At 40.8% G+C, this 17,694-nt stretch carries 19 protein-coding genes and 1 riboswitch; of the genes, 2 read left to right on the top strand and 17 right to left on the bottom strand.

Features of this window, described 5'->3' with window-relative positions; all coding sequences use genetic code 11:
* Positions 1-17: 17 nt before the first annotated feature.
* The 13 genes from HF078_RS20080 to HF078_RS20020 form a co-directional block, all read right to left on the bottom strand.
* Complete coding sequence (locus tag HF078_RS20080) at positions 18-158, bottom strand: YuzK family famiily protein (RefSeq protein ID WP_169292737.1); 141 nt, start codon at positions 156-158, stop codon at positions 18-20.
* Between the two features lie 614 nt (positions 159-772).
* On the bottom strand, positions 773-1,144 hold the full coding sequence (locus HF078_RS20075; protein WP_060665463.1) for a carboxymuconolactone decarboxylase family protein: 372 nt from the start codon (positions 1,142-1,144) through the stop codon (positions 773-775).
* 126 nt (positions 1,145-1,270) lie between these two features.
* Complete coding sequence (locus HF078_RS20070) at positions 1,271-2,104, bottom strand: MetQ/NlpA family ABC transporter substrate-binding protein (RefSeq protein WP_169292736.1); 834 nt, start codon at positions 2,102-2,104, stop codon at positions 1,271-1,273.
* Positions 2,105-2,123: 19 nt separating this feature from the next.
* Positions 2,124-2,780 (bottom strand): methionine ABC transporter permease, encoded by a 657-nt coding sequence (locus HF078_RS20065; RefSeq protein WP_169292735.1) that lies wholly within the window; start codon positions 2,778-2,780, stop codon positions 2,124-2,126.
* Complete coding sequence (locus HF078_RS20060) at positions 2,773-3,798, bottom strand: methionine ABC transporter ATP-binding protein (protein ID WP_169292734.1); 1,026 nt, start codon at positions 3,796-3,798, stop codon at positions 2,773-2,775. Before HF078_RS20060 ends, HF078_RS20065 begins: the two co-directional genes overlap by 8 nt.
* 135 nt (positions 3,799-3,933) lie before the next feature.
* Positions 3,934-4,046: riboswitch (SAM riboswitch) on the bottom strand.
* A gap of 105 nt (positions 4,047-4,151) precedes the next feature.
* On the bottom strand, positions 4,152-5,036 hold the full coding sequence (locus HF078_RS20055) for a YegS/Rv2252/BmrU family lipid kinase (RefSeq protein ID WP_169292733.1): 885 nt from the start codon (positions 5,034-5,036) through the stop codon (positions 4,152-4,154).
* Positions 5,037-5,105: 69 nt separating this feature from the next.
* Positions 5,106-5,441 (bottom strand): hypothetical protein, encoded by a 336-nt coding sequence (locus tag HF078_RS20050; RefSeq protein WP_169292732.1) that lies wholly within the window; start codon positions 5,439-5,441, stop codon positions 5,106-5,108.
* 124 nt (positions 5,442-5,565) lie between these two features.
* Positions 5,566-6,837, bottom strand: coding sequence for an MFS transporter (locus HF078_RS20045; RefSeq protein WP_169292731.1), 1,272 nt, complete (start codon positions 6,835-6,837; stop codon positions 5,566-5,568).
* A gap of 247 nt (positions 6,838-7,084) precedes the next feature.
* Positions 7,085-7,399, bottom strand: coding sequence for a thioredoxin family protein (locus HF078_RS20040; protein WP_169292730.1), 315 nt, complete (start codon positions 7,397-7,399; stop codon positions 7,085-7,087).
* 23 nt (positions 7,400-7,422) lie between these two features.
* The gene (locus HF078_RS20035) at positions 7,423-7,770 is read right to left on the bottom strand and encodes a toprim domain-containing protein (RefSeq protein ID WP_168865336.1); all 348 of its coding nucleotides are present in this window, start codon (positions 7,768-7,770) and stop codon (positions 7,423-7,425) included.
* A 154-nt stretch (positions 7,771-7,924) separates the two neighbouring features.
* Positions 7,925-8,170, bottom strand: a complete 246-nt coding sequence (locus HF078_RS20030; protein WP_169292729.1) for a YusG family protein — start codon at positions 8,168-8,170, stop codon at positions 7,925-7,927.
* Positions 8,171-8,229: 59 nt separating this feature from the next.
* A complete protein-coding gene (gene gcvH, locus HF078_RS20025; protein WP_169292728.1) occupies positions 8,230-8,613 on the bottom strand; it encodes a glycine cleavage system protein GcvH in 384 nt (127 codons plus the stop codon).
* Between the two features lie 75 nt (positions 8,614-8,688).
* Positions 8,689-9,045: an arsenate reductase family protein gene (locus tag HF078_RS20020; protein ID WP_169292727.1), complete on the bottom strand. Its 357-nt coding sequence runs from the start codon at positions 9,043-9,045 to the stop codon at positions 8,689-8,691.
* Between the two features lie 203 nt (positions 9,046-9,248).
* Between HF078_RS20020 and HF078_RS20015 the strand changes: the two genes are divergently transcribed.
* Complete coding sequence (locus tag HF078_RS20015) at positions 9,249-9,950, top strand: Crp/Fnr family transcriptional regulator (protein ID WP_169292726.1); 702 nt, start codon at positions 9,249-9,251, stop codon at positions 9,948-9,950.
* 50 nt (positions 9,951-10,000) lie between these two features.
* Here the strand turns inward: HF078_RS20015 and HF078_RS20010 are convergent, their stop codons facing one another.
* The 3 genes from HF078_RS20010 to HF078_RS20000 form a co-directional block, all read right to left on the bottom strand.
* Positions 10,001-11,785, bottom strand: a complete 1,785-nt coding sequence (locus tag HF078_RS20010) for an acyl-CoA dehydrogenase family protein (RefSeq protein ID WP_169292725.1) — start codon at positions 11,783-11,785, stop codon at positions 10,001-10,003.
* 195 nt (positions 11,786-11,980) lie between these two features.
* Complete coding sequence (locus HF078_RS20005; protein ID WP_169292724.1) at positions 11,981-13,159, bottom strand: acetyl-CoA C-acetyltransferase; 1,179 nt, start codon at positions 13,157-13,159, stop codon at positions 11,981-11,983.
* 200 nt (positions 13,160-13,359) lie between these two features.
* The gene (locus HF078_RS20000; protein WP_169292723.1) at positions 13,360-15,744 is read right to left on the bottom strand and encodes a 3-hydroxyacyl-CoA dehydrogenase/enoyl-CoA hydratase family protein; all 2,385 of its coding nucleotides are present in this window, start codon (positions 15,742-15,744) and stop codon (positions 13,360-13,362) included.
* Positions 15,745-16,129: 385 nt separating this feature from the next.
* Between HF078_RS20000 and HF078_RS19995 the strand changes: the two genes are divergently transcribed.
* Complete coding sequence (locus tag HF078_RS19995; protein WP_148989126.1) at positions 16,130-16,276, top strand: YuzL family protein; 147 nt, start codon at positions 16,130-16,132, stop codon at positions 16,274-16,276.
* 409 nt (positions 16,277-16,685) lie between these two features.
* On the opposite strand, the gene HF078_RS19990 is transcribed toward HF078_RS19995, so the two are convergent.
* The gene (locus tag HF078_RS19990; RefSeq protein ID WP_169292722.1) at positions 16,686-17,603 is read right to left on the bottom strand and encodes a proline dehydrogenase family protein; all 918 of its coding nucleotides are present in this window, start codon (positions 17,601-17,603) and stop codon (positions 16,686-16,688) included.
* Positions 17,604-17,694 lie beyond the last annotated feature (91 nt).

Raw genomic sequence — 17,694 nt, 5'->3', positions numbered from 1 at the left:
TTGCTGCTGCGCAGGTCTTATGGGCGGAAATTACGGTCTACTTCTTCGACAATCTCCAAGCTTTTTTGGTAATCCTTTTCTCGCTTTTGCTCAACTTCTATGAGTTTCGAGAGCTTATTTGAATACTCCTCATAACCAAAACCGTAAGCTTGATACATTGCCTTCTCCATTTCACCTGTGTACTTCACATGTACCTGATGGATAATAAACCATTCCCTTCCTATTTATAAGTGTTTATTTTTAGTACCAGTTTTTCTGATACCCTCAAAGTATTTGTTATAAACACTTTATTAATCATAGCAGGGGTGGTTAATTTATCCAAACGAGGTTTGTGACTATAATTGGTGATAATAGAGGTTCTGGGGGAAATAGGGAAGGTGATTGGTAGGAGGCTTAGAATTTCTTTGAATTGCTAAGGCGTTCTGGTTGTCCTGATATGTGAGGGCGTTAAGTTGAGTAAAACCGCTTCTATTAGACACTTCACCCTAATATCGAGGGTCTTCGGGCGTATACAGCCCTTCTATTAGACAGTTCAATCGTATTTAGTGGGCATTCGGGCGTATAGAGTGCTTCTATTAGACAGTTTAACCTTATTTCGTGGGCATTCGGGCGTATAGAGTGCTTCTATTAGACACTTCACCGGTATTCTAAAGATCTTCGGGCATATAGAAACAGTCTTTGAGACATTTCATAAGTTTTAAAATAGCCTTCAGGCAAATAGGACTCTGTAAACGAAAAAAGCCCAACCCAAAAAGGTCAGACTCCAGAAAAATCAATGCTTCAATTCATTAAAATCACTAATGCAAGACTGCACCAATGTCACAGATTGGCTCATTGCGGCGCCGCCTCCAAATGCTGCTGTCACGCCACACACTTCCAAAATCTCCTGCTCTGTAGCACCTTGATCCAAGCAACCTTTAGTATGATACACAATACAATATTCATCTTGGGAATACACACTGACACCAAGAGCAATCAATTGCTTCTGCTTTTTATCAAGTACGCCTTCTTTAAAACAAGCTTCTGTAAACTCGTTATAGTGGTGTGCAAGCTCCGGCATTTTTTCAGTGAATACACCAAGTCCAGCTTTATAATCATGAAGTGCTGCTTCTGCATAGTTTTTTGGCTCATAATGTTGTTCCATTGAAGACAACTCCCATCCTTATTTTTCACAAAGTTAGTATTTGTTTAGGGGGGAGGTTAGTATTCAAGTATTACAAAAAAAATAACCCCGCGCTTTAAATATTGCACGGAGTCATTCATTCAACCCTTATTCTTCGTCAGATGCCTTTGCAGGTAGCACGGATCCTTTGTATTCTTTTTCAATGAATGCTTTAATTTCATCAGATTGAAGTACTTCAACCAATGCTTTAATTTGTTCATTATCTTTATCTTCCTCACGAACAACGATAAGGTTTACGTAAGGGTTGTTTTCACCAGATTCTAGAGCAATTGCTTCTTCTTCAGGGTCGATATCAGCGCCAAGTGCATAGTTACCGTTGATTAACACTGCATCTCCATCACCATTAAGATATGCTTGCGGAAGGAAGGCCGCTTCGAATTGTGTATTGAACTCTAGATTTTTTGGATTTTCATCAATATCATCAACAGATGCAGATGTAACTTCCACCCCTTCTTTTAACGTAATTAGTCCTTTTTCTTCAAGCATTGCAAGGATACGGCCATGATCGGCAACAGAGTTACTCATTAAGATTTCTGCACCCTCAGGTAGTTCTTCCAGGCTGGCATATTCTTTAGAGTAAACACCGATTGGTTCAATGTGAACGCCACCTGCACTTACAAATTCGTAATCATTTTCTTCGATTTGACTCTTTAGATAAGGCTCATGTTGGAAAAAGTTCGCATCAATGTCTTTATCACGTAAAGCTTGGTTTGGAATGATGTAATCTGTATATGTTTGAATGTCTAATTCAATGCCCTTTTCTTCTAATAATGGTTTTGCTTCTTCAAGGATTTCTGCGTGAGGAACATTTGATGCACCTATTACCAGCTTACCTTCTTTGATTCCTTTGTCTCCGCCGCCACATGCAGCAAGCACTAGTACTAACAATGATACAACAGCAAAACTTAAAACTTTTTTCATAATTTTAGTCCCCTCTTTCTTATCGTTTGTCTAGTTTGTTTGTTATTAGATCTCCAATAAATTGGATGATGAATACAATGATTAGGATGATGACAGTACATACTAGTGTTACTTCCCAGTTGTTACGTTGGAAACCATCTAAGAATGCGAGGTTACCCAATCCACCGGCTCCAATGATTCCTGCCATGGCTGTGTAACTTACAATGGCAATCGCTGTAACAGTTATCCCCGAAACCAATGCTGGCATCGATTCCGGAAGGAGTACTTTCCAAATAATTTCTGAAGTTTTGGCACCCATGGAACGTGCTGCTTCAATAACACCTTTGTCAATTTCACGAAGTGCAATTTCCACCATTCGAGCGTAAAAAGGTGCTGCTCCAATAATTAAGGCTGGCAATGCTGCGTTCGCACCGATAATGGTATCCATAATGAACCTGGTAAAAGGAATGAGTAAAAATATTAAAATGACAAATGGGATGGAGCGGAAGATATTTACGAAAGCTGCTACCAATCCATTAACTAAACGACTTTCCCATATGTTTCCCTTAGCTGTTAAAAACAATAATAGTCCTAAGACGATTCCTAATATAAACGTAGCGACAACGGATATACTGCTCATATAAAGAGTTTCTAAGGTTGCTTCCCACATCTTGTCCCAATTAACTCTCTCAAGCATGTGTCATCACCTCCAACTCTACTTCCTGCTCACGGATGAAACTCAATGCCTCTTGTACTTGCGTTTCTTCTCCATCTAGGTGCACAAAAAGAGTGCCATATGCTCCATTTTGAGTCTGTGAGATTTTCCCTTGAAGAATATTCACATCAATTGGGAATCTACGAATCAAATTCGTAATTAAAGGCTGTTCTGCCGAAGTTCCTACAAATGTTAATTGAATTACTTTTCCTTGTGGATATTCCGTCAACAAGTGTTCTACGGTTTCTTGCGTATCTTCTGGTTCTGTCACCTGTTTCACGAAGCGTTTCGTGATTGGTTGCTCAGGTTTCCGGAATACATTTAAAACATCCCCCTGTTCCACAACCTTACCATTTTCCATAACCGCAACTCGATGACAGATTTTACGGATAACGTGCATTTCATGTGTAATTAGAACAATAGTCAGAGATAGTCGTTTATTGATATCGACTAAGAGGTCTAGGATAGAATCTGTTGTCTGCGGATCTAAAGCTGAAGTCGCTTCATCACATAAAAGCACTTTTGGGTTATTCGCAAGCGCTCTGGCAATCCCGACACGTTGCTTTTGACCTCCGCTTAGTTGAGATGGATAGGAGTCACCTCTTCCCTCTAATCCTACAAGCTTGATAAGTTCTTCGACTCGTTTGTTCCGCTCTGACCTGCTTACTCCTGCAATCTCAAGTGGAAACGCGATATTTTCCTTTACCGTCCTTGACCATAATAAATTGAAGTGTTGGAAGATCATGCTTATCTCTTGGCGTGCTTCTCTCAGTTCCTTGCCCTTTACTTTTGCAAGGTTTCTTCCTGCTACATCTACCACTCCATCCGTAGGAGTTTCGAGCCCATTTAGCATACGAATCAGTGTACTTTTTCCTGCTCCACTGTATCCGATAACTCCGAAAATCTCCCCTTGGTTGATGGATAAATCTATATTATCAACAGCTGTTACTAATCCATTTTTCGTTTTAAATACTTTTTTTACACCTTGAAGTGAAATCATGCTCGCACCTACCTTCTTACTTTTCCTTGTTTTAGCTTACCCAATTAAGATTAATCAAACGTTTGTTTAATCCTTGAAAATAAAAAATCCCTTCTGCAACAATGAGCAGAAAGGATTAAATGAGAAAAGTCCTTTCTCTCATCTATCAAAGCAAATAGCTTTGTGTGAATTGGCACCAATTTCAACAATTCCTTGTTGACGGTTGCCGGGTTTCATCGGGCACGTCCCTCCACCTCTCTCGATAAGAGATAAACATATATAATTAAAATTAAGTATTTGGGCAATTCGAATTAACGAGTGTTATCGTATCACGGTGATAAATAGCCTGTCAATTAAAAACTTTCTTCCTACATTTAAAAAATCTTTAATACTTTCTCTTCTATACTAAAATCTGTGGTGCTATTCCGAACAATTTCACCGTCACACTGCATCACCATGGAGGAATTCTGACTTATTTTAATAGACGCACCTCTAAGCATTGTGACATTCCGGTGTCTAATATGTCTCCCTTTAAAAGCTAGTGGAAACACAAATAATAACTCCCATCTTCCAATACCAGAAACGACACAAACATCCAATACCCCATCATATCCACTGGCATCAGGGCAGATCATGATCCCTCCGCCATAATATGGGAGATTGGCTACTGCTATCAGCCAAACATTCTCGAAAATATTTACTTTGCCATCTACTTCAACTGAAACATCAGATGGTTGATAGGTAAAAAGGACTCTGAATATATTCATCACGTAGGACAAGCCGCCTAAGCCTAATTTATTTAGTATGCGCTTTGATCTTGACCTATTGGTCACTTCGGCAACCTTACCGTCAAACCCTAGCCCGGCAATCGATATATAATACTCTTCACCTACTTTTGGTACATCAATTAGATGATGAGAACCCTCTAAAATTCGAGCCAAAGCTCCTACAACATCAAAAGGGACTCCAAGGCTTCTTGCCAAGTCATTTCCAGAACCGGCAGGAACAATCCCTAGAGCCACTTTACTATAAACCAATTTATTAACCACTTCATGAATGGTACCGTCCCCACCAACTACGACGACAGCTTGAACCAAATTTTCATCTATATTTTCTAATAACTCACCGGCATGACCTGCGTGCTGAGTAAAAGAGACTTGATAAGGTAAACTTTTCTCCTGTAAAAGCTTTTCTGTTTCTCTCCACATTCTCAGTCCTTTTCCGTTACCAGCCAACTTGTTAACAATAATATAATACACTACCCCTACACCGCCTATATTTTCTCTTTATCTAAATACACTAATTCGTTATAGGCGAGTATAATTCCTTTAAGATACCTCTTTTCTTTCTGAACGATTTACAAGAGTAAACAGCGAATCCATTAGCAAGAAATGTCTAAAGGACCCTTTAAATGCTAAACCTTTCACATCTCTCATTTTCGTTCCATTTAGAAGTTCCATTATATCGTCTGCAGAACCCTCAATGACTACATCAGCCACTGTTGCACCCTGTTCCAATTGCATGTTATTTTTACTTAATGAAAAAAACGACCGCTCCCCTTGGGACACTAAACAGCAGCGCAGACTGTAGTAAGGCAAAATTTCCATTACATGCGACTTACTTTTGGCTTTAAGAAGAAACATTTCTAAGTTCTCTATTACCATTACAAACCAGCCCCCTTTTTCTATATAATTTCCCTGCCTGTCAGCCTAATCCCTGCAATAAAAAAAGAACAATTACCGCGTATTTTTCGATAACTGTTCTTCATTTCCCAAGAAATATGTCAGACTATGATGTCTTTACCATAGCCTTTTGGTAGGTTGCCGTCGTTTTTTCCCTAAACATCAAATAAAAGAAAATAGAACTTGTCAGATAAAGAACAGCCGTGATGGAGAATACAATCGAATATCCCCAATATTCCCCATATAAAAGTACGATGGTCATTGAAACCGGCCCCATGCTTGCCCACCCGAGTGAAAAGACCATTTGATTTATCGAGTTAGCAAAACCCTTTAAAGAGTTATCTACCTTCTCCATCATCATCGAAGAAATGATTGGATTTGCAGCATTCATCAATGCCTGTCTGAATAAAAATCCAAGAGCAGCAAGCCAAAAAATTTGAGTGAAAGCGGTTATTAGCATGAACGGTAAGGAAAGAAGCTGTAAAATAACCACTGCTCTCATCTCTCCTATTTTTCTGACCACCGCCGGCCCGATAATCATGGCTACTGCTGTTACAGCCTGACCTAGGGATAGAACAATGCCAATGGTAGAATTGGAGGTCCCGAAACGATCTGCAAAATACATATTTAAATAAGGAATGACCAGCCCAGATCCAAACCCTATTAAGATGGATGCAAAAGAAAAGGCAAAAATCAGCTTCCATTGCCCTTTTGGTATAGACGATTGGAAATTTTTAAAAGTAAATGCTTTGTTCTCTTTTTCCCGTTGTACTTCAGTGGTTTTCCATAAAGGAATAATTCCCAACATGAAGATGAGACTTCCGAGTAAAAGCGTTAGTCTAATACTCCAAACAGGGGTAAGTCCAACAACATGTAAAAGTAAATCCGTTAATGACCCTCCCAAAAGATTCCCGATAACATTTGCTCCCATCATAACCGCAAAGTGATAGCTAAAAAGTTTAACCCTCTGTTCTTTTGTTGAGCTTTCTGCAAGCCATGGTACTGCTGTCACTTGAATGAAGGCCATTGCTATTCCTGCAATAAAAGCACTGATTAAAAGAAGTGATTCTAATTCGAATATACTTCTTAAGAACATAAAGATCCCACTAAAAAACACACCATAGAGCATCATTTTCTTGCGGCCAATCCGATCACTTAATATCCCTGCTGGAATTAAGATGATAGCTGCCGCTAATGATGAAGCTGCAATGACATTCCCGTTTACCGTCTCGGCAAACCCAAGCTCCCTTATATAAAAGTTATATACAATCATAAAAATGCCGAGCCCTATTTGAGTAAGGATATTAACAATAAATAACTTCTGGATTGTATGATCATACCGCATAAATGACTGAAACCAGTTTGCATTTTTCAACATAAATATACCCCTCGTTTGTTTGTTGAATAAATATTTCGTCTCCCTAAACAAACTTACTCCTTTTTCAGAAAAATGGCAATAGGTGTTTCTGTCGAATTAAAAATATTTGCAATAACATGGTTGATTGGAGTGGAAGGCACGAAGACGCCCGCTGGAAGAAGGGACAGATGAGACCCCACATTCGAAAGCCGGAAATCAACGGAGTATGGACATAAAAAAAACACCACAATGGGTGTTTAGAGATTTCTTACTTACCATCATACTGCTTAATAAGTCCATACAAATACTCCACAGAACGAAAAGCATAAATTTTATCTTTTATCTCACCATTCTCGAAAATCATCAAACAAGGAACACTTTCGATCTCCCACTTCATAGCAAGATCCTGAATATAATTTACATCAAGCATCCCAAAAGTAAGATGCGGAAAAAGCTCTTTCGTCACATCCAGCATCCGCTTGGCAACCTGACAGGTCCCACACATTGGCGTGTAAAAATAAACTACACTTTGTTTATTTTCGTTAATTTCTTGTAAAAGTTCTTCCTTGGTCCAATCCCTCATGATCTCATCCTCATTACATCTTATTACAAGTATTCTGCATGAATATCAATATTTGCACTTAGTAAAACCGTAGCTATATGGTGATGTGGCGCAGAGGCCACTTCTCGATACATTTTATCAATATAAAGATGCTCTGCCTCTGGAAACTCTCTTTTAAAGAGCTTGCGCAATTTTTCACCAGAACTATCCGCATCGACCAAAATATAAACCTCTTTATCCATTATATCTTCCATCAATTCATCAAGCTTTGTGACACTAATTGTGCCATTGGTACATATAATATGAACCGGTTCATTGATAACTTCCTGAACGCGTTTTTTATCTGATTTACCCTCTACAATAATGATTTTTTCCTCATGTATTAAATCCATATCCATCACCTGTTCTAAAAAGATGTATAAAGATAAGTTGCTTTATACTATAACTATTCCGAATAGCGGTAATGTACACATATAATTAGAAATAAGGGCGTCATTTAATATGAAAAAGGGGCGGAACTAATAAGAGTCCCAACCCCACCGATGGTTAACACCATCCATTTTCGTAGTCGCAATCTACATATTTGGCATCTTTTTCAGAAGGCACTTGAACTTGTTGAAAGATCTTGCTACCTTCTTGTTCATAGCCATTTTTTAAGGAGTACTGGTTGCCTTGCTCGGTAAACGTTACTTGACCTATGGATTCACTTTCCACGTAAAGCTCAAAGCCTTGTTTTGTCAACTTCCCGTTTACTCGGTCGGTGATATCCAGCCTTTTGTTATCCAACGTCATTTAAGGTCACCCTCTTTAGTAAAAGTTAACTAAAGTTAGGTTGCCCCGCGTCTTCATTATTAGTCTTCTTTTGTCATTTCCTCATATTGCTCAGCAGTCATTAAATTGTCAACTTCACCAGCATCTGCAGGTTCCACCACAATCATCCATGCTTTTTCGTATGGAGATTCGTTAACAAACTCAGGGCTGTCATTTAAATCTTCATTCACTTCTACCACTATACCGCTAATTGGAGCGTAAAGTTCAGAAACTGTTTTTACAGATTCTACACTTCCAAATGGCTCATCTGCAGAGATTTCATCTCCAACTTCAGGAAGTTCAACAAACACGATATCGCCTAGTTCGGATTGTGCAAAGTGCGTAATCCCAACTCTTACTTTTTCTCCTTCAACCTTTACCCATTCATGCTCTTCGGAATAACGTAAATCTTTAGGTGTGCTCATTAATAATTCCCTCCATCAAACTAGTTTATTTTAGCTCTTCTAACAGGGCTTGCCCATTTAAAAAGAGAGCCTGTCCTATTTCCATGTATCCTCAAACTGCTTTTCGTTAAATCCAACTGTTACCTTGCTGCCGTCCGTCGTAATCGGGCGCTTGATTAGCATGCCGTCTGTTGCAAGAATATCAAGCAACTCCTCTTCGGATGCCGTTTTCACTTTGTCCTTCAACCCAAGTTCACGATATTTCATGCCGCTTGTATTAAAGAACTTCTTCAGTTCGAGACCGCTTTTCTTGTACAGCTCCTCTAACTTTTCACGTGATGGTGGATTTTCGACAATATGTACTTCTTCTACCGCTACATCATTCGCCTCAAGCCACTTTTTAGCATTGCGGCAGGTGCCACATTTGGGATACCAATAAAACGTTACTGTCATAACCTTTTTGCACCACCTTAGCATACATGATTTTACTCATATATTGTAGCATAACAGAAAGCTTGCGCCTAATTTTCAACACGCTATTTTCTATAATTCGACGTCTTTTCCTATTTTCCTTTTAGACGAGATACAATTTCTGTAGACCATAGATTTAAGAGTGTATTACAGTTAAAATATAGCTATAGTAATCAGTGGAAAGGATGAGCTCTGTGACGGAAAAATTATCAAAAGAACTAAAAGAGTTTTTGTTCTCTTCTTTTGAAAAGAAATTGGCTGTCAAAAAGGGAGCTTATTTATTTCAAGAGGGTATGGTATCCTCTGAGATATATTTGATTTTGAACGGAAGCTTTAAGATAAGCAAGGTGACACCTGATGGACAAGAACTCACTTTACGGCTGTGTAGCGAAGATGACCTAGTGGGTGAATTGACATTATTTTGTCCAGGAGCAATTTATATGCTCAGTGCTAAAACAATGGATGATAAAGGAAGTGTGCTAGTAATACCAAAGTTGGAATTGGAACGGAAACTCGCAGAAAACGGCCAGCTTGCTTTGGAGTTTATGAAATGGATGAGTCTTCACTATCGTAAAACGCAGACAAAATTCCGGGATCTTGTATTGAACGGCAGGAAAGGTGCTTTGTACTCTACTCTAATCAGGATGTCCAATAGCTATGGCGTTTTAAAAGCGGATGGTATCTTGATTAACCTCTCCTTAACCAATCAGGAATTGGCCAACTACTGTGGGACATCACGGGAAGTGGTGAATAGGATGCTTTCGGAGTTGAAAAAGAATGGCGTTGTATCCGTTGATAAGGGTAGAATTATCATCCATGACTTGAATTATCTGAAGGTAGAGATCCATTGTGAAAATTGTCCGGATGAATTATGTCGAATCGACTAATGATTATTTTAAAAACCAGGCTCTCCATGAGGAGGCCTGGTTTTTCGTTATCATACAGTATATTTTTGTGCATCCAATACGACTGCTGCAATTTCGCGCTTCTTCGCAACCACGTTGATTGGTGTGTGACGAGTGAATTTGCGTAGTGCAGAGATCATCATGCGAAGCGTATCGCCAGTTTCAGCAGCTACCAAAGTTTCTCTTGCATCTGCTTCGATTTGGTTGAACGCTTCTTGACAGAACACTTGCGTGTAAAGGACTTTCAATTTATTTTTGTCTTCGCCGGATTTTGCAATCGCTTTTTCTGTACGTAGAACAGCAGATTCCATGGAGTACACATTGCTGATGATGTCAGCGATGTTAACAAGCAATTCTTGCTCTCTTTCCAATGCTTTTCCGTACTTTTGAGCTACAAGACCTGTCATTAGGATAGCGATTTTCTTAGCATTCTTCACAAGATATTTCTCTTGCTCCAACACCCCATCGCCAACTTCTTCAGGCATAAGCATCATTAACTCTTCTTGTAAGCTTTGCGCTTTTTGAATAAGTGGAAGTTCACCTTTTAATGCTTTACGCAGGTATGTTCCTGGAACCAATAAGCGGTTGATTTCGTTTGTTCCTTCGAAGATACGGTTGATACGTGAGTCGCGGTACATTCTTTCTACTTCGTACTCAGCCATAAAGCCGTATCCACCATGGATTTGAACTGCTTCATCCACTACATAATCAAGCGTTTCAGAACCGAATACTTTATTTAATGAACACTCGATAGCATATTCAGCAACGGCTTTTGCCACTGCATTAGGATCTTTCTCTTCTTCTTTAGTCAAGCGGCCCATACTGTCTTCAAAAAGGCCGACTGTACGGTAAACGGAGCTTTCTGTTGCATATGTTTTAACAGCCATGTTTGCAAGCTTCTCTTGGATAAGGGAGAATTTTGCGATAGGTGTTTTGAACTGTTGGCGCTGGTTTGCATATGTTGCTGCAAGCTCGATTCCACGCTTAGATCCACCTACTGTTCCAACTGCCAATTTGTAACGTCCGATGTTAAGGATGTTAAATGCGATAACGTGGCCGCGTCCAATTTCACCAAGAAGGTTTTCTTTTGGTACAAGTGCATCTTCTAAAATCAATGTACGTGTAGAAGAACCTTTGATTCCCATTTTCTTTTCTTCCGGACCAGTGGAAACTCCACCAAACTCGCGCTCTACGATGAATGCAGAGAAGTGCTCGCCATCGACTTTGGCATAGACAACGAATACATCAGCAAAACCTGCATTGGTAATCCATTGTTTTTCACCATTCAATACATAGTGTGTACCTTCGTCATTCAACTTGGCTGTCGTTTTCGCACCAAGCGCATCAGATCCAGAACCTGGCTCTGTTAATGCGTATGCTGCAAGCATTTCACCGGAAGACAGCTTTGGAAGGTATTTTTGCTTTTGATCTTCATTACCGAAAAGAACGATAGGAAGGGATCCGATTCCAACGTGTGCTCCGTAGGATAAGGAGAATCCGCCAGCTCTTGAGAACTTTTCTGTGATTAAGGATGAACTGATTTTATCAAGTCCGAATCCGCCGTACTCTTCTTGTACGTCTGCTCCTAAAAGGCCCAGTTCTCCTGCTTCTTTTAAAAGTTTTACGGAGATATCGAAGTTGTGGTGTTCGATTTCTTCTAGGTTTGGTACTACTTCGTTTACGACGAATTCTTCGGTTGTTTTGGCGATTAGTTTGTGTTCGTCTGAGAAGTCCTCTGGTGTGAAGACTTTTTCTGCTGCGATGTCGTCAAGTAGGAAGCTTCCGCCTTTGATTACATTTTCTAATGTGTTTGACATTTTGTTTTCCTCCCGTTTGTAAAATAAATAGGTTTACTCTTACACCGCTGCTGATTTCCGCACCGGGCTTCGCTTTCCTAGGGGCGTTGCTGGAGCCTCCTCACTTCGTTGCGGGGTCTCCACCTAACGCTATCTCCCTCAGGAGTCTTCGCCCTGTGCTCCAATCATCAGCTAAATTATTTTAATAGAAAATATTTATGCCAGTAATTCGAATACTCCTGCGGCTCCCATTCCTCCGCCGATACACATGCTGACGATACCGAACTGTTCGTTGCGGCGTTGCATTTCGTGTAGGAGGGTCAGGGTCAGTTTGGAGCCTGTGCATCCAAGTGGGTGACCTAGGGCGATTGCTCCACCGTTTACATTCACTTTGTCTTCGTCAAGATTCAACTCGCGCATAACTTGGATTGCTTGGGATGCAAAGGCTTCGTTTAATTCTAGTAAGCCGATATCGGAAAGTTCCAAGCCTGCCAGTTTAAGTGCTTTAGGGATTGCCACTACCGGTCCAATTCCCATTACTTCCGGTGGTACGCCACCTACTGCGAAGGATCGGAATTTAGCGATCGGTTTTAATCCTAGTGCTTCCGCTCTTTCTCTTTCCATAACAAGAACTGATGCTGCTCCGTCACTTGTTTGGGAAGAGTTTCCTGCTGTTACGGAACCTTTGACATTAAATGCAGGGCGAAGTTTGCTCAATACTTCCATGGAAGTACCTGCTCTTACACCTTCATCCTGACTGAAAGTGAAGGTTGATTCTTGTAATTTGTGGTTGGATCCAACCTTACGCAACGTTACATCCACAGGGACGATTTCATCCACAAACTTTCCTTCTTGAATTGCTCGTGCAGCACGCTCATGACTGCGAACGGCGAACGCATCCTGGTCTTCACGACTTACACCGTATTTCAGGGCTACTTGTTCCGCAGTGTGGCCCATCCCCATGTAGTACTCTGGTGCGGAATCAACAAGTCTTGCATTTGGTCTTACAGTATGGCCAACCATTGGCACCATGCTCATAGATTCTGCTCCACCGGCGATGATGGATTCAGAGTGTCCAAGCATGATTCGTTCTGCTGCATAGGCAATGGTCTGTAAGCCTGAAGAACAATATCTATTTATGGTAATTGCAGGTACGCTTGATGGAAGTCCAGCTAATCCTCCGATGTTTCTTGCCATATTGAGACCTTGTTCTGCTTCTGGCATCGCACATCCGAAAATAAGGTCATCGATTGGACCATCATAGTTTCCTGCTCGTTTAAGTGTTTCTTTTACTACTAATGCCCCTAGATCATCTGGTCGAACTGTAGCTAGTGATCCTTTTCTTGATCTTCCGACTGGTGTTCTTGCACCAGCAACAATAACCGCTTCTTTCAAAATGCTCCCCTCGCTTTTCTAGTAGTTTAGTAGGTTTTGCTTTAAACACCGCTGTTGATTTCCGCAAATGGCTTCGCTTTCCTAGGGGCTGACGTGAGCCTCCTCGGCTTCGCCTGTGGGGTCTCCAGCTAGCGCTATCTCCCTCAGGAATCTTCGCCTTTTGCTTCAATCAACAGCTATGAAATTTTTAACGAACTAGTTTAGTTACGTAGTGGTTTTCCTTTTACAAGCATGTGTTGCATACGTTGTTGGGATTTTGCTTCTCCAACTAGGCTTAGGAATGCTTCGCGTTCAAGGTCTAGTAGGTACTGTTCATCTACTTCTGTTCCGTACGGTACATTTCCTCCTGCGATAACGTAGGCCAGTTTCTTCGCGATCTTTAAGTCGTGCTCGGAAATGAATCCGGAGTATTGCATATTGTGTGCTCCAAGCATTAACGTTGCATAGCCTGTTTCCCCCACTACAGGGACTTTTCTGCGAACAGGCGCCGTGTACCCTGCTTCATATAAGCTTGTTACGGCTTGCTTTGCATCATGGATCAAGTGGTCACCGTTAAAGCTGATTTGATCTTTGTTGTTTAATAAGTGCAGATCTCTTGCTTCCGCTGCGGAAGTAGAGACTTTTGCAGTTGCAATTTGTTCGAATACTTTGTTCGCAACCTTTTGCAGATCATACTCTAGGCCTTGTGGCATGCTGTTCAAGTGCTTCATGTAAAGCTCTTTGTTTCCGCCTCCACCAGGAATTAATCCGACTCCGACTTCTACAAGTCCCATATACGTTTCGCTGGATGCCTGCAGTTGGCTTGTTGGTAGGCAGATTTCTGTTCCTCCTCCGAGTGTCATACCAAATGGCGCGGCCACTACCGGTTTAGAGCTGTATTTTATATTCATCATGGCTTGTTGGAAGTGCTTAACAACCATTTCTATTTCAAAATAATTGTCGTCTTGTGCCTCCATTAGTATCATCGCAAGGTTAGCACCTACACAGAAGTTCTTTCCTTGGTTTCCGATTACAAGCCCTTTGTAGTTTTTATCTACTTCTTCAAGCGCGTAGTTCACCATTTGGATGATATCTAGCCCGATAGCATTGTTTGGTGATTGGAATTCAAGTAATGCCACATCGTCTCCAAGGTCGATTAAGCTTGCTCCAGAGTTTTTCTTGATCACACCATTTGTTTCTTTTAATGTTTTCAAGTGAACTACTTTTGGATTTACTTCAAGCGCTTTGTAAGTGCCGTTGTTATATAATAAAGTTGTTCCACCATCTTTTTTGTAGAAGGAACGATGGCCGTTCGCTAGCATTTCATCAACCCATTTTGGAACTGGAACTCCGTCTTCTTTCATTTTCAAGACGGACTGTTCTAGACCGATGGCATCCCAAGTTTCAAATGGACCATAATCCCAGCCGAAGCCCCATTTCATCGCTTGGTCAATTGCCACGATATCATCAGCGATCTCACCTAGTAATTCAGCAGAATAGCTCAATACTGGTGCAAGAATGCTCCAGATCAGATTTCCAGCGCGGTCGTCAGCATATACAAGCGCTTTCATTTTGTTGCTGTAGCCTTTTGCCTGTTTGCTCATTTCAAGAGCTGGTGTTTTTAATTTTTTACGTGCGTCATATTCCAACGTCTCTGGGTTGAGTTCCAGAATCTCTTTTCCTTGTTTTAGGAAGAATCCTTGACCGGATTTCGAGCCCAACCAGCCTTTTTCCTTCATCTTGTTCATAAAGTCTGGAATGCGGAATACTTCTTGTTCCTTGCCCTCGACTTTTTCGTAAACATTGTTGGCTACATGAATGAATGTATCTAACCCTACAACATCAAGCGTACGGAATGTGGCACTTTTTGGTTTGCCAATAGCTGGACCTGTGACAGAGTCCACTTCTCCGACACTATAACCTCCCTCAAGCATTTCATTCACTGTAACAAGTAAGCCATACGTTCCAATGCGGTTTGCAATGAAGTTTGGCGTATCTTTTGCAAGTACGATGCCTTTTCCTAATACATCTTCACCGAAAGTTTTGATGAAAGTGACAACTTCTGGACTTGTGTCCTTAGTCGGAATCACTTCAAGCAATTTCAGATAACGCGGTGGGTTAAAAAAGTGCGTTCCTAGAAAATTCTTTTTGAAATCTTCGGATCGTCCTTCCGCCATCGCTTCAATGGATATACCGGATGTGTTGGAGCTGATAATACTTCCAGGTTTGCGGTGAGCATCTACTTTTTCAAAAAGTTGCTTTTTGATTTCCAGGTTTTCAACGATTACTTCAATTACCCAGTCACAATCCGCAATTTTTGCCAAGTCGTCTTCTAGATTTCCTGCTTCAATTAGAGCAAGATTAGACTTGGATGTAAGTGGAGCGGGTTTTTGTTTTAATAATTTTTGTAAAGCTGTGCTTGTAAACTTGTTTCGGATTGCTTTATCAGAGAGTGTTAAGCCTTTTTGTTCTTCTTCACTCGTTAATTTGTTAGGAACGATATCTAACAAGATTGTAGGAATTCCAACGTTTGCTAAGTGTGCGGCAATCCCGGATCCCATTACTCCCGATCCGATTACAGCAGCCTTTTTAATACTTTGTTTCATTCTTCCTCCCCCTTGATAGTTGGTTTTAAAGAAAATTAGTTAACCACCGCTGGTGATTTCCGCACCGGGCTTCGCTTTCCACGGGGCGCTTGAGGAGCTTCCTCGGCTTTGCCTGTAGGGTCTCCTCTAAGCGCTATCTCCCATAGGAATCTACGCCCTATGCTCCAATCACCAGCTAAAAACTGTTAAACCGGTTTTTGAATGAATGCTCATTCATTTTTACCGCAAAAAAATATCTCCTTTGTAAGAGTTCCCTTGGTTTTAACTATAAAGTATTTTGAAAATTTTCGCAATAAATAAATAGGAATTTTCCATATTATTTTCTAATGTACGCTGCATGTAGCTGATTGGTGTGGGGAAAATGTAATTGTGGAGGTGAGATATCATGGCAAAGTTGAAAAAACAACCTTCTCATGCAGCAAAAAGTGCTGCGAGTGTAAAAGGAAACGCAGGTCCTACTGTAGAGATGGACTATAGCGGTAAAAAGACGAGCAACAATCAGCAGTACGGGAAACAGAACATGCAAGACTGATGTTATAAGAAAAAAACGGGCAGAAAACGCCCGCTCCCTCTTTTCCATAAAACATTAGTTAGTGGTTATGAGCCGCTGTTCCTTTCCGCAAATGGCTGCGCTTTCCGCGGGACGGTGCTTGAGCATCCTCACTTCGTTGCGGTGTCTCAATCTACCGTTACTCCCCTGCGGGAGGAAGGGACAGGTGAGGCCCCTGAAAACAGATAACATAAGTTTTTAATAACCCCTAGCTGTTGATTGGAGCAAAAGGCGAAGACTCCTGAGGGAGATAGCGCTAGGTGGAGGCTTGCCGAGGAAGCTCACGGACCGCCCGCAGGCAGCGAAGCGCCTGGAAAACGGAAATCAACCAGATTATATATACTTACTTATTCTATAAACGTAAAGAGCGTGCATAACGCACGCTCTCTTATTATTTCTTGATGATTCCTTTTAATACGAACGCTACGTTTGCTGGGCGTTCTGCTAGGCGGCGCATGAAATATCCGTACCAGTCTGTACCGTATGGAACATATACGCGCATTTTGTAGCCTTCTTTTACAAGTTCTAATTGGCGTTCCGGGCGGATACCGTATAGCATTTGGAATTCAAATTGATCCTTAGAGATACCATGTTTTTTCACGAGTTCTTTTGTGTATTCAATCATCGCATCATCATGGGTTGCAACTGCTGTGTAGTTTCCGTTCAGCAGATGCATTTCAATGATTTTCTTGAAGTTATCGTCCACATCTTTTTTATCTGGGAAAGCAACTTCCGGTGACTCTTTGTACGCACCTTTAACTAAACGAAGATTTGGGCTGTATTGATTAAGGTCTTCCATGTCTTTAACCGTTCTGAACAAGTAAGCTTGTATTACAGTGCCGACATTGTCATACTCTTCTCTTAGCTTTTTAAATACATCGATGGTTTTCCCGCAGCGGGAATAGTCTTCCATATCAATTGTGACAAATACACCGTGTTCTTTTGCTGCATCTAGGATTCTACGCATGTTCTTCATCACAACTTCTTCTGAAATGTCTAGTCCCATGGATGTCATTTTCAATGACAACTGAGAATCAAGGTTTTCGTTGCCGATTGCACGAATGGCTTCAATGGAGTTGTCTGCCATTTCATTCGCTTCTTTTTCCGTATCAATAAATTCACCTAAATAGTCAATAGTTACGCAAAGGTCTTTTTGGTTAAGCTCTTGGATACATTTTACCGCTTGATCGATCCTTTCCCCTGCAACAAAACGGCCAGCTCCAAAACGCAATCCGTACTTTCTTGCCATTTTGGTTAATGATTTGCTTTTTGATAGATACAAAAATGTATTGCGCATTACTTGTTCCATTTGATATTCCTCCCGCTTCTTCTTGGTGTCCCTCTCCGATTGCTTTATTCTATTTTCTGAAATTTATAGTAAACGCTTTCATTGAGTATAA

This window comes from Bacillus sp. RO2, from assembly GCF_012911845.1.
In the GTDB taxonomy this organism is placed as follows: domain Bacteria; phylum Bacillota; class Bacilli; order Bacillales; family Bacillaceae_I; genus Sutcliffiella_A.
Note: the sequence above shows the minus strand (reverse complement) of the source record. Positions and strands in the feature narration are given on the sequence as shown.

What these genes read in the sequence shown, in the direction of transcription:
- HF078_RS20060 (WP_169292734.1), bottom strand. Translation starts at nt 3,798, where the DNA reads ATGATTTCACTTCAAGGTGTAAAAAAAGTATTTAAAACGAAAAATGGA.
- HF078_RS20030 (WP_169292729.1), bottom strand. Translation starts at nt 8,170, where the DNA reads ATGACGTTGGATAACAAAAGGCTGGATATCACCGACCGAGTAAACGGG.
- gcvH (WP_169292728.1), bottom strand. Translation starts at nt 8,613, where the DNA reads ATGAGCACACCTAAAGATTTACGTTATTCCGAAGAGCATGAATGGGTA.
- HF078_RS19995 (WP_148989126.1), top strand. Translation starts at nt 16,130, where the DNA reads ATGGCAAAGTTGAAAAAACAACCTTCTCATGCAGCAAAAAGTGCTGCG.
- HF078_RS20080 (WP_169292737.1), bottom strand. Translation starts at nt 158, where the DNA reads ATGTATCAAGCTTACGGTTTTGGTTATGAGGAGTATTCAAATAAGCTC.
- HF078_RS20015 (WP_169292726.1), top strand. Translation starts at nt 9,249, where the DNA reads ATGAGCTCTGTGACGGAAAAATTATCAAAAGAACTAAAAGAGTTTTTG.
- HF078_RS20045 (WP_169292731.1), bottom strand. Translation starts at nt 6,837, where the DNA reads ATGTTGAAAAATGCAAACTGGTTTCAGTCATTTATGCGGTATGATCAT.
- HF078_RS20020 (WP_169292727.1), bottom strand. Translation starts at nt 9,045, where the DNA reads ATGACAGTAACGTTTTATTGGTATCCCAAATGTGGCACCTGCCGCAAT.
- HF078_RS19990 (WP_169292722.1), bottom strand. Translation starts at nt 17,603, where the DNA reads ATGGAACAAGTAATGCGCAATACATTTTTGTATCTATCAAAAAGCAAA.
- HF078_RS20065 (WP_169292735.1), bottom strand. Translation starts at nt 2,780, where the DNA reads ATGCTTGAGAGAGTTAATTGGGACAAGATGTGGGAAGCAACCTTAGAA.
- HF078_RS20010 (WP_169292725.1), bottom strand. Translation starts at nt 11,785, where the DNA reads ATGTCAAACACATTAGAAAATGTAATCAAAGGCGGAAGCTTCCTACTT.
- HF078_RS20070 (WP_169292736.1), bottom strand. Translation starts at nt 2,104, where the DNA reads ATGAAAAAAGTTTTAAGTTTTGCTGTTGTATCATTGTTAGTACTAGTG.
- HF078_RS20040 (WP_169292730.1), bottom strand. Translation starts at nt 7,399, where the DNA reads ATGAGGGATTGGACCAAGGAAGAACTTTTACAAGAAATTAACGAAAAT.
- HF078_RS20050 (WP_169292732.1), bottom strand. Translation starts at nt 5,441, where the DNA reads ATGGTAATAGAGAACTTAGAAATGTTTCTTCTTAAAGCCAAAAGTAAG.
- HF078_RS20075 (WP_060665463.1), bottom strand. Translation starts at nt 1,144, where the DNA reads ATGGAACAACATTATGAGCCAAAAAACTATGCAGAAGCAGCACTTCAT.
- HF078_RS20035 (WP_168865336.1), bottom strand. Translation starts at nt 7,770, where the DNA reads ATGGATTTAATACATGAGGAAAAAATCATTATTGTAGAGGGTAAATCA.
- HF078_RS20000 (WP_169292723.1), bottom strand. Translation starts at nt 15,744, where the DNA reads ATGAAACAAAGTATTAAAAAGGCTGCTGTAATCGGATCGGGAGTAATG.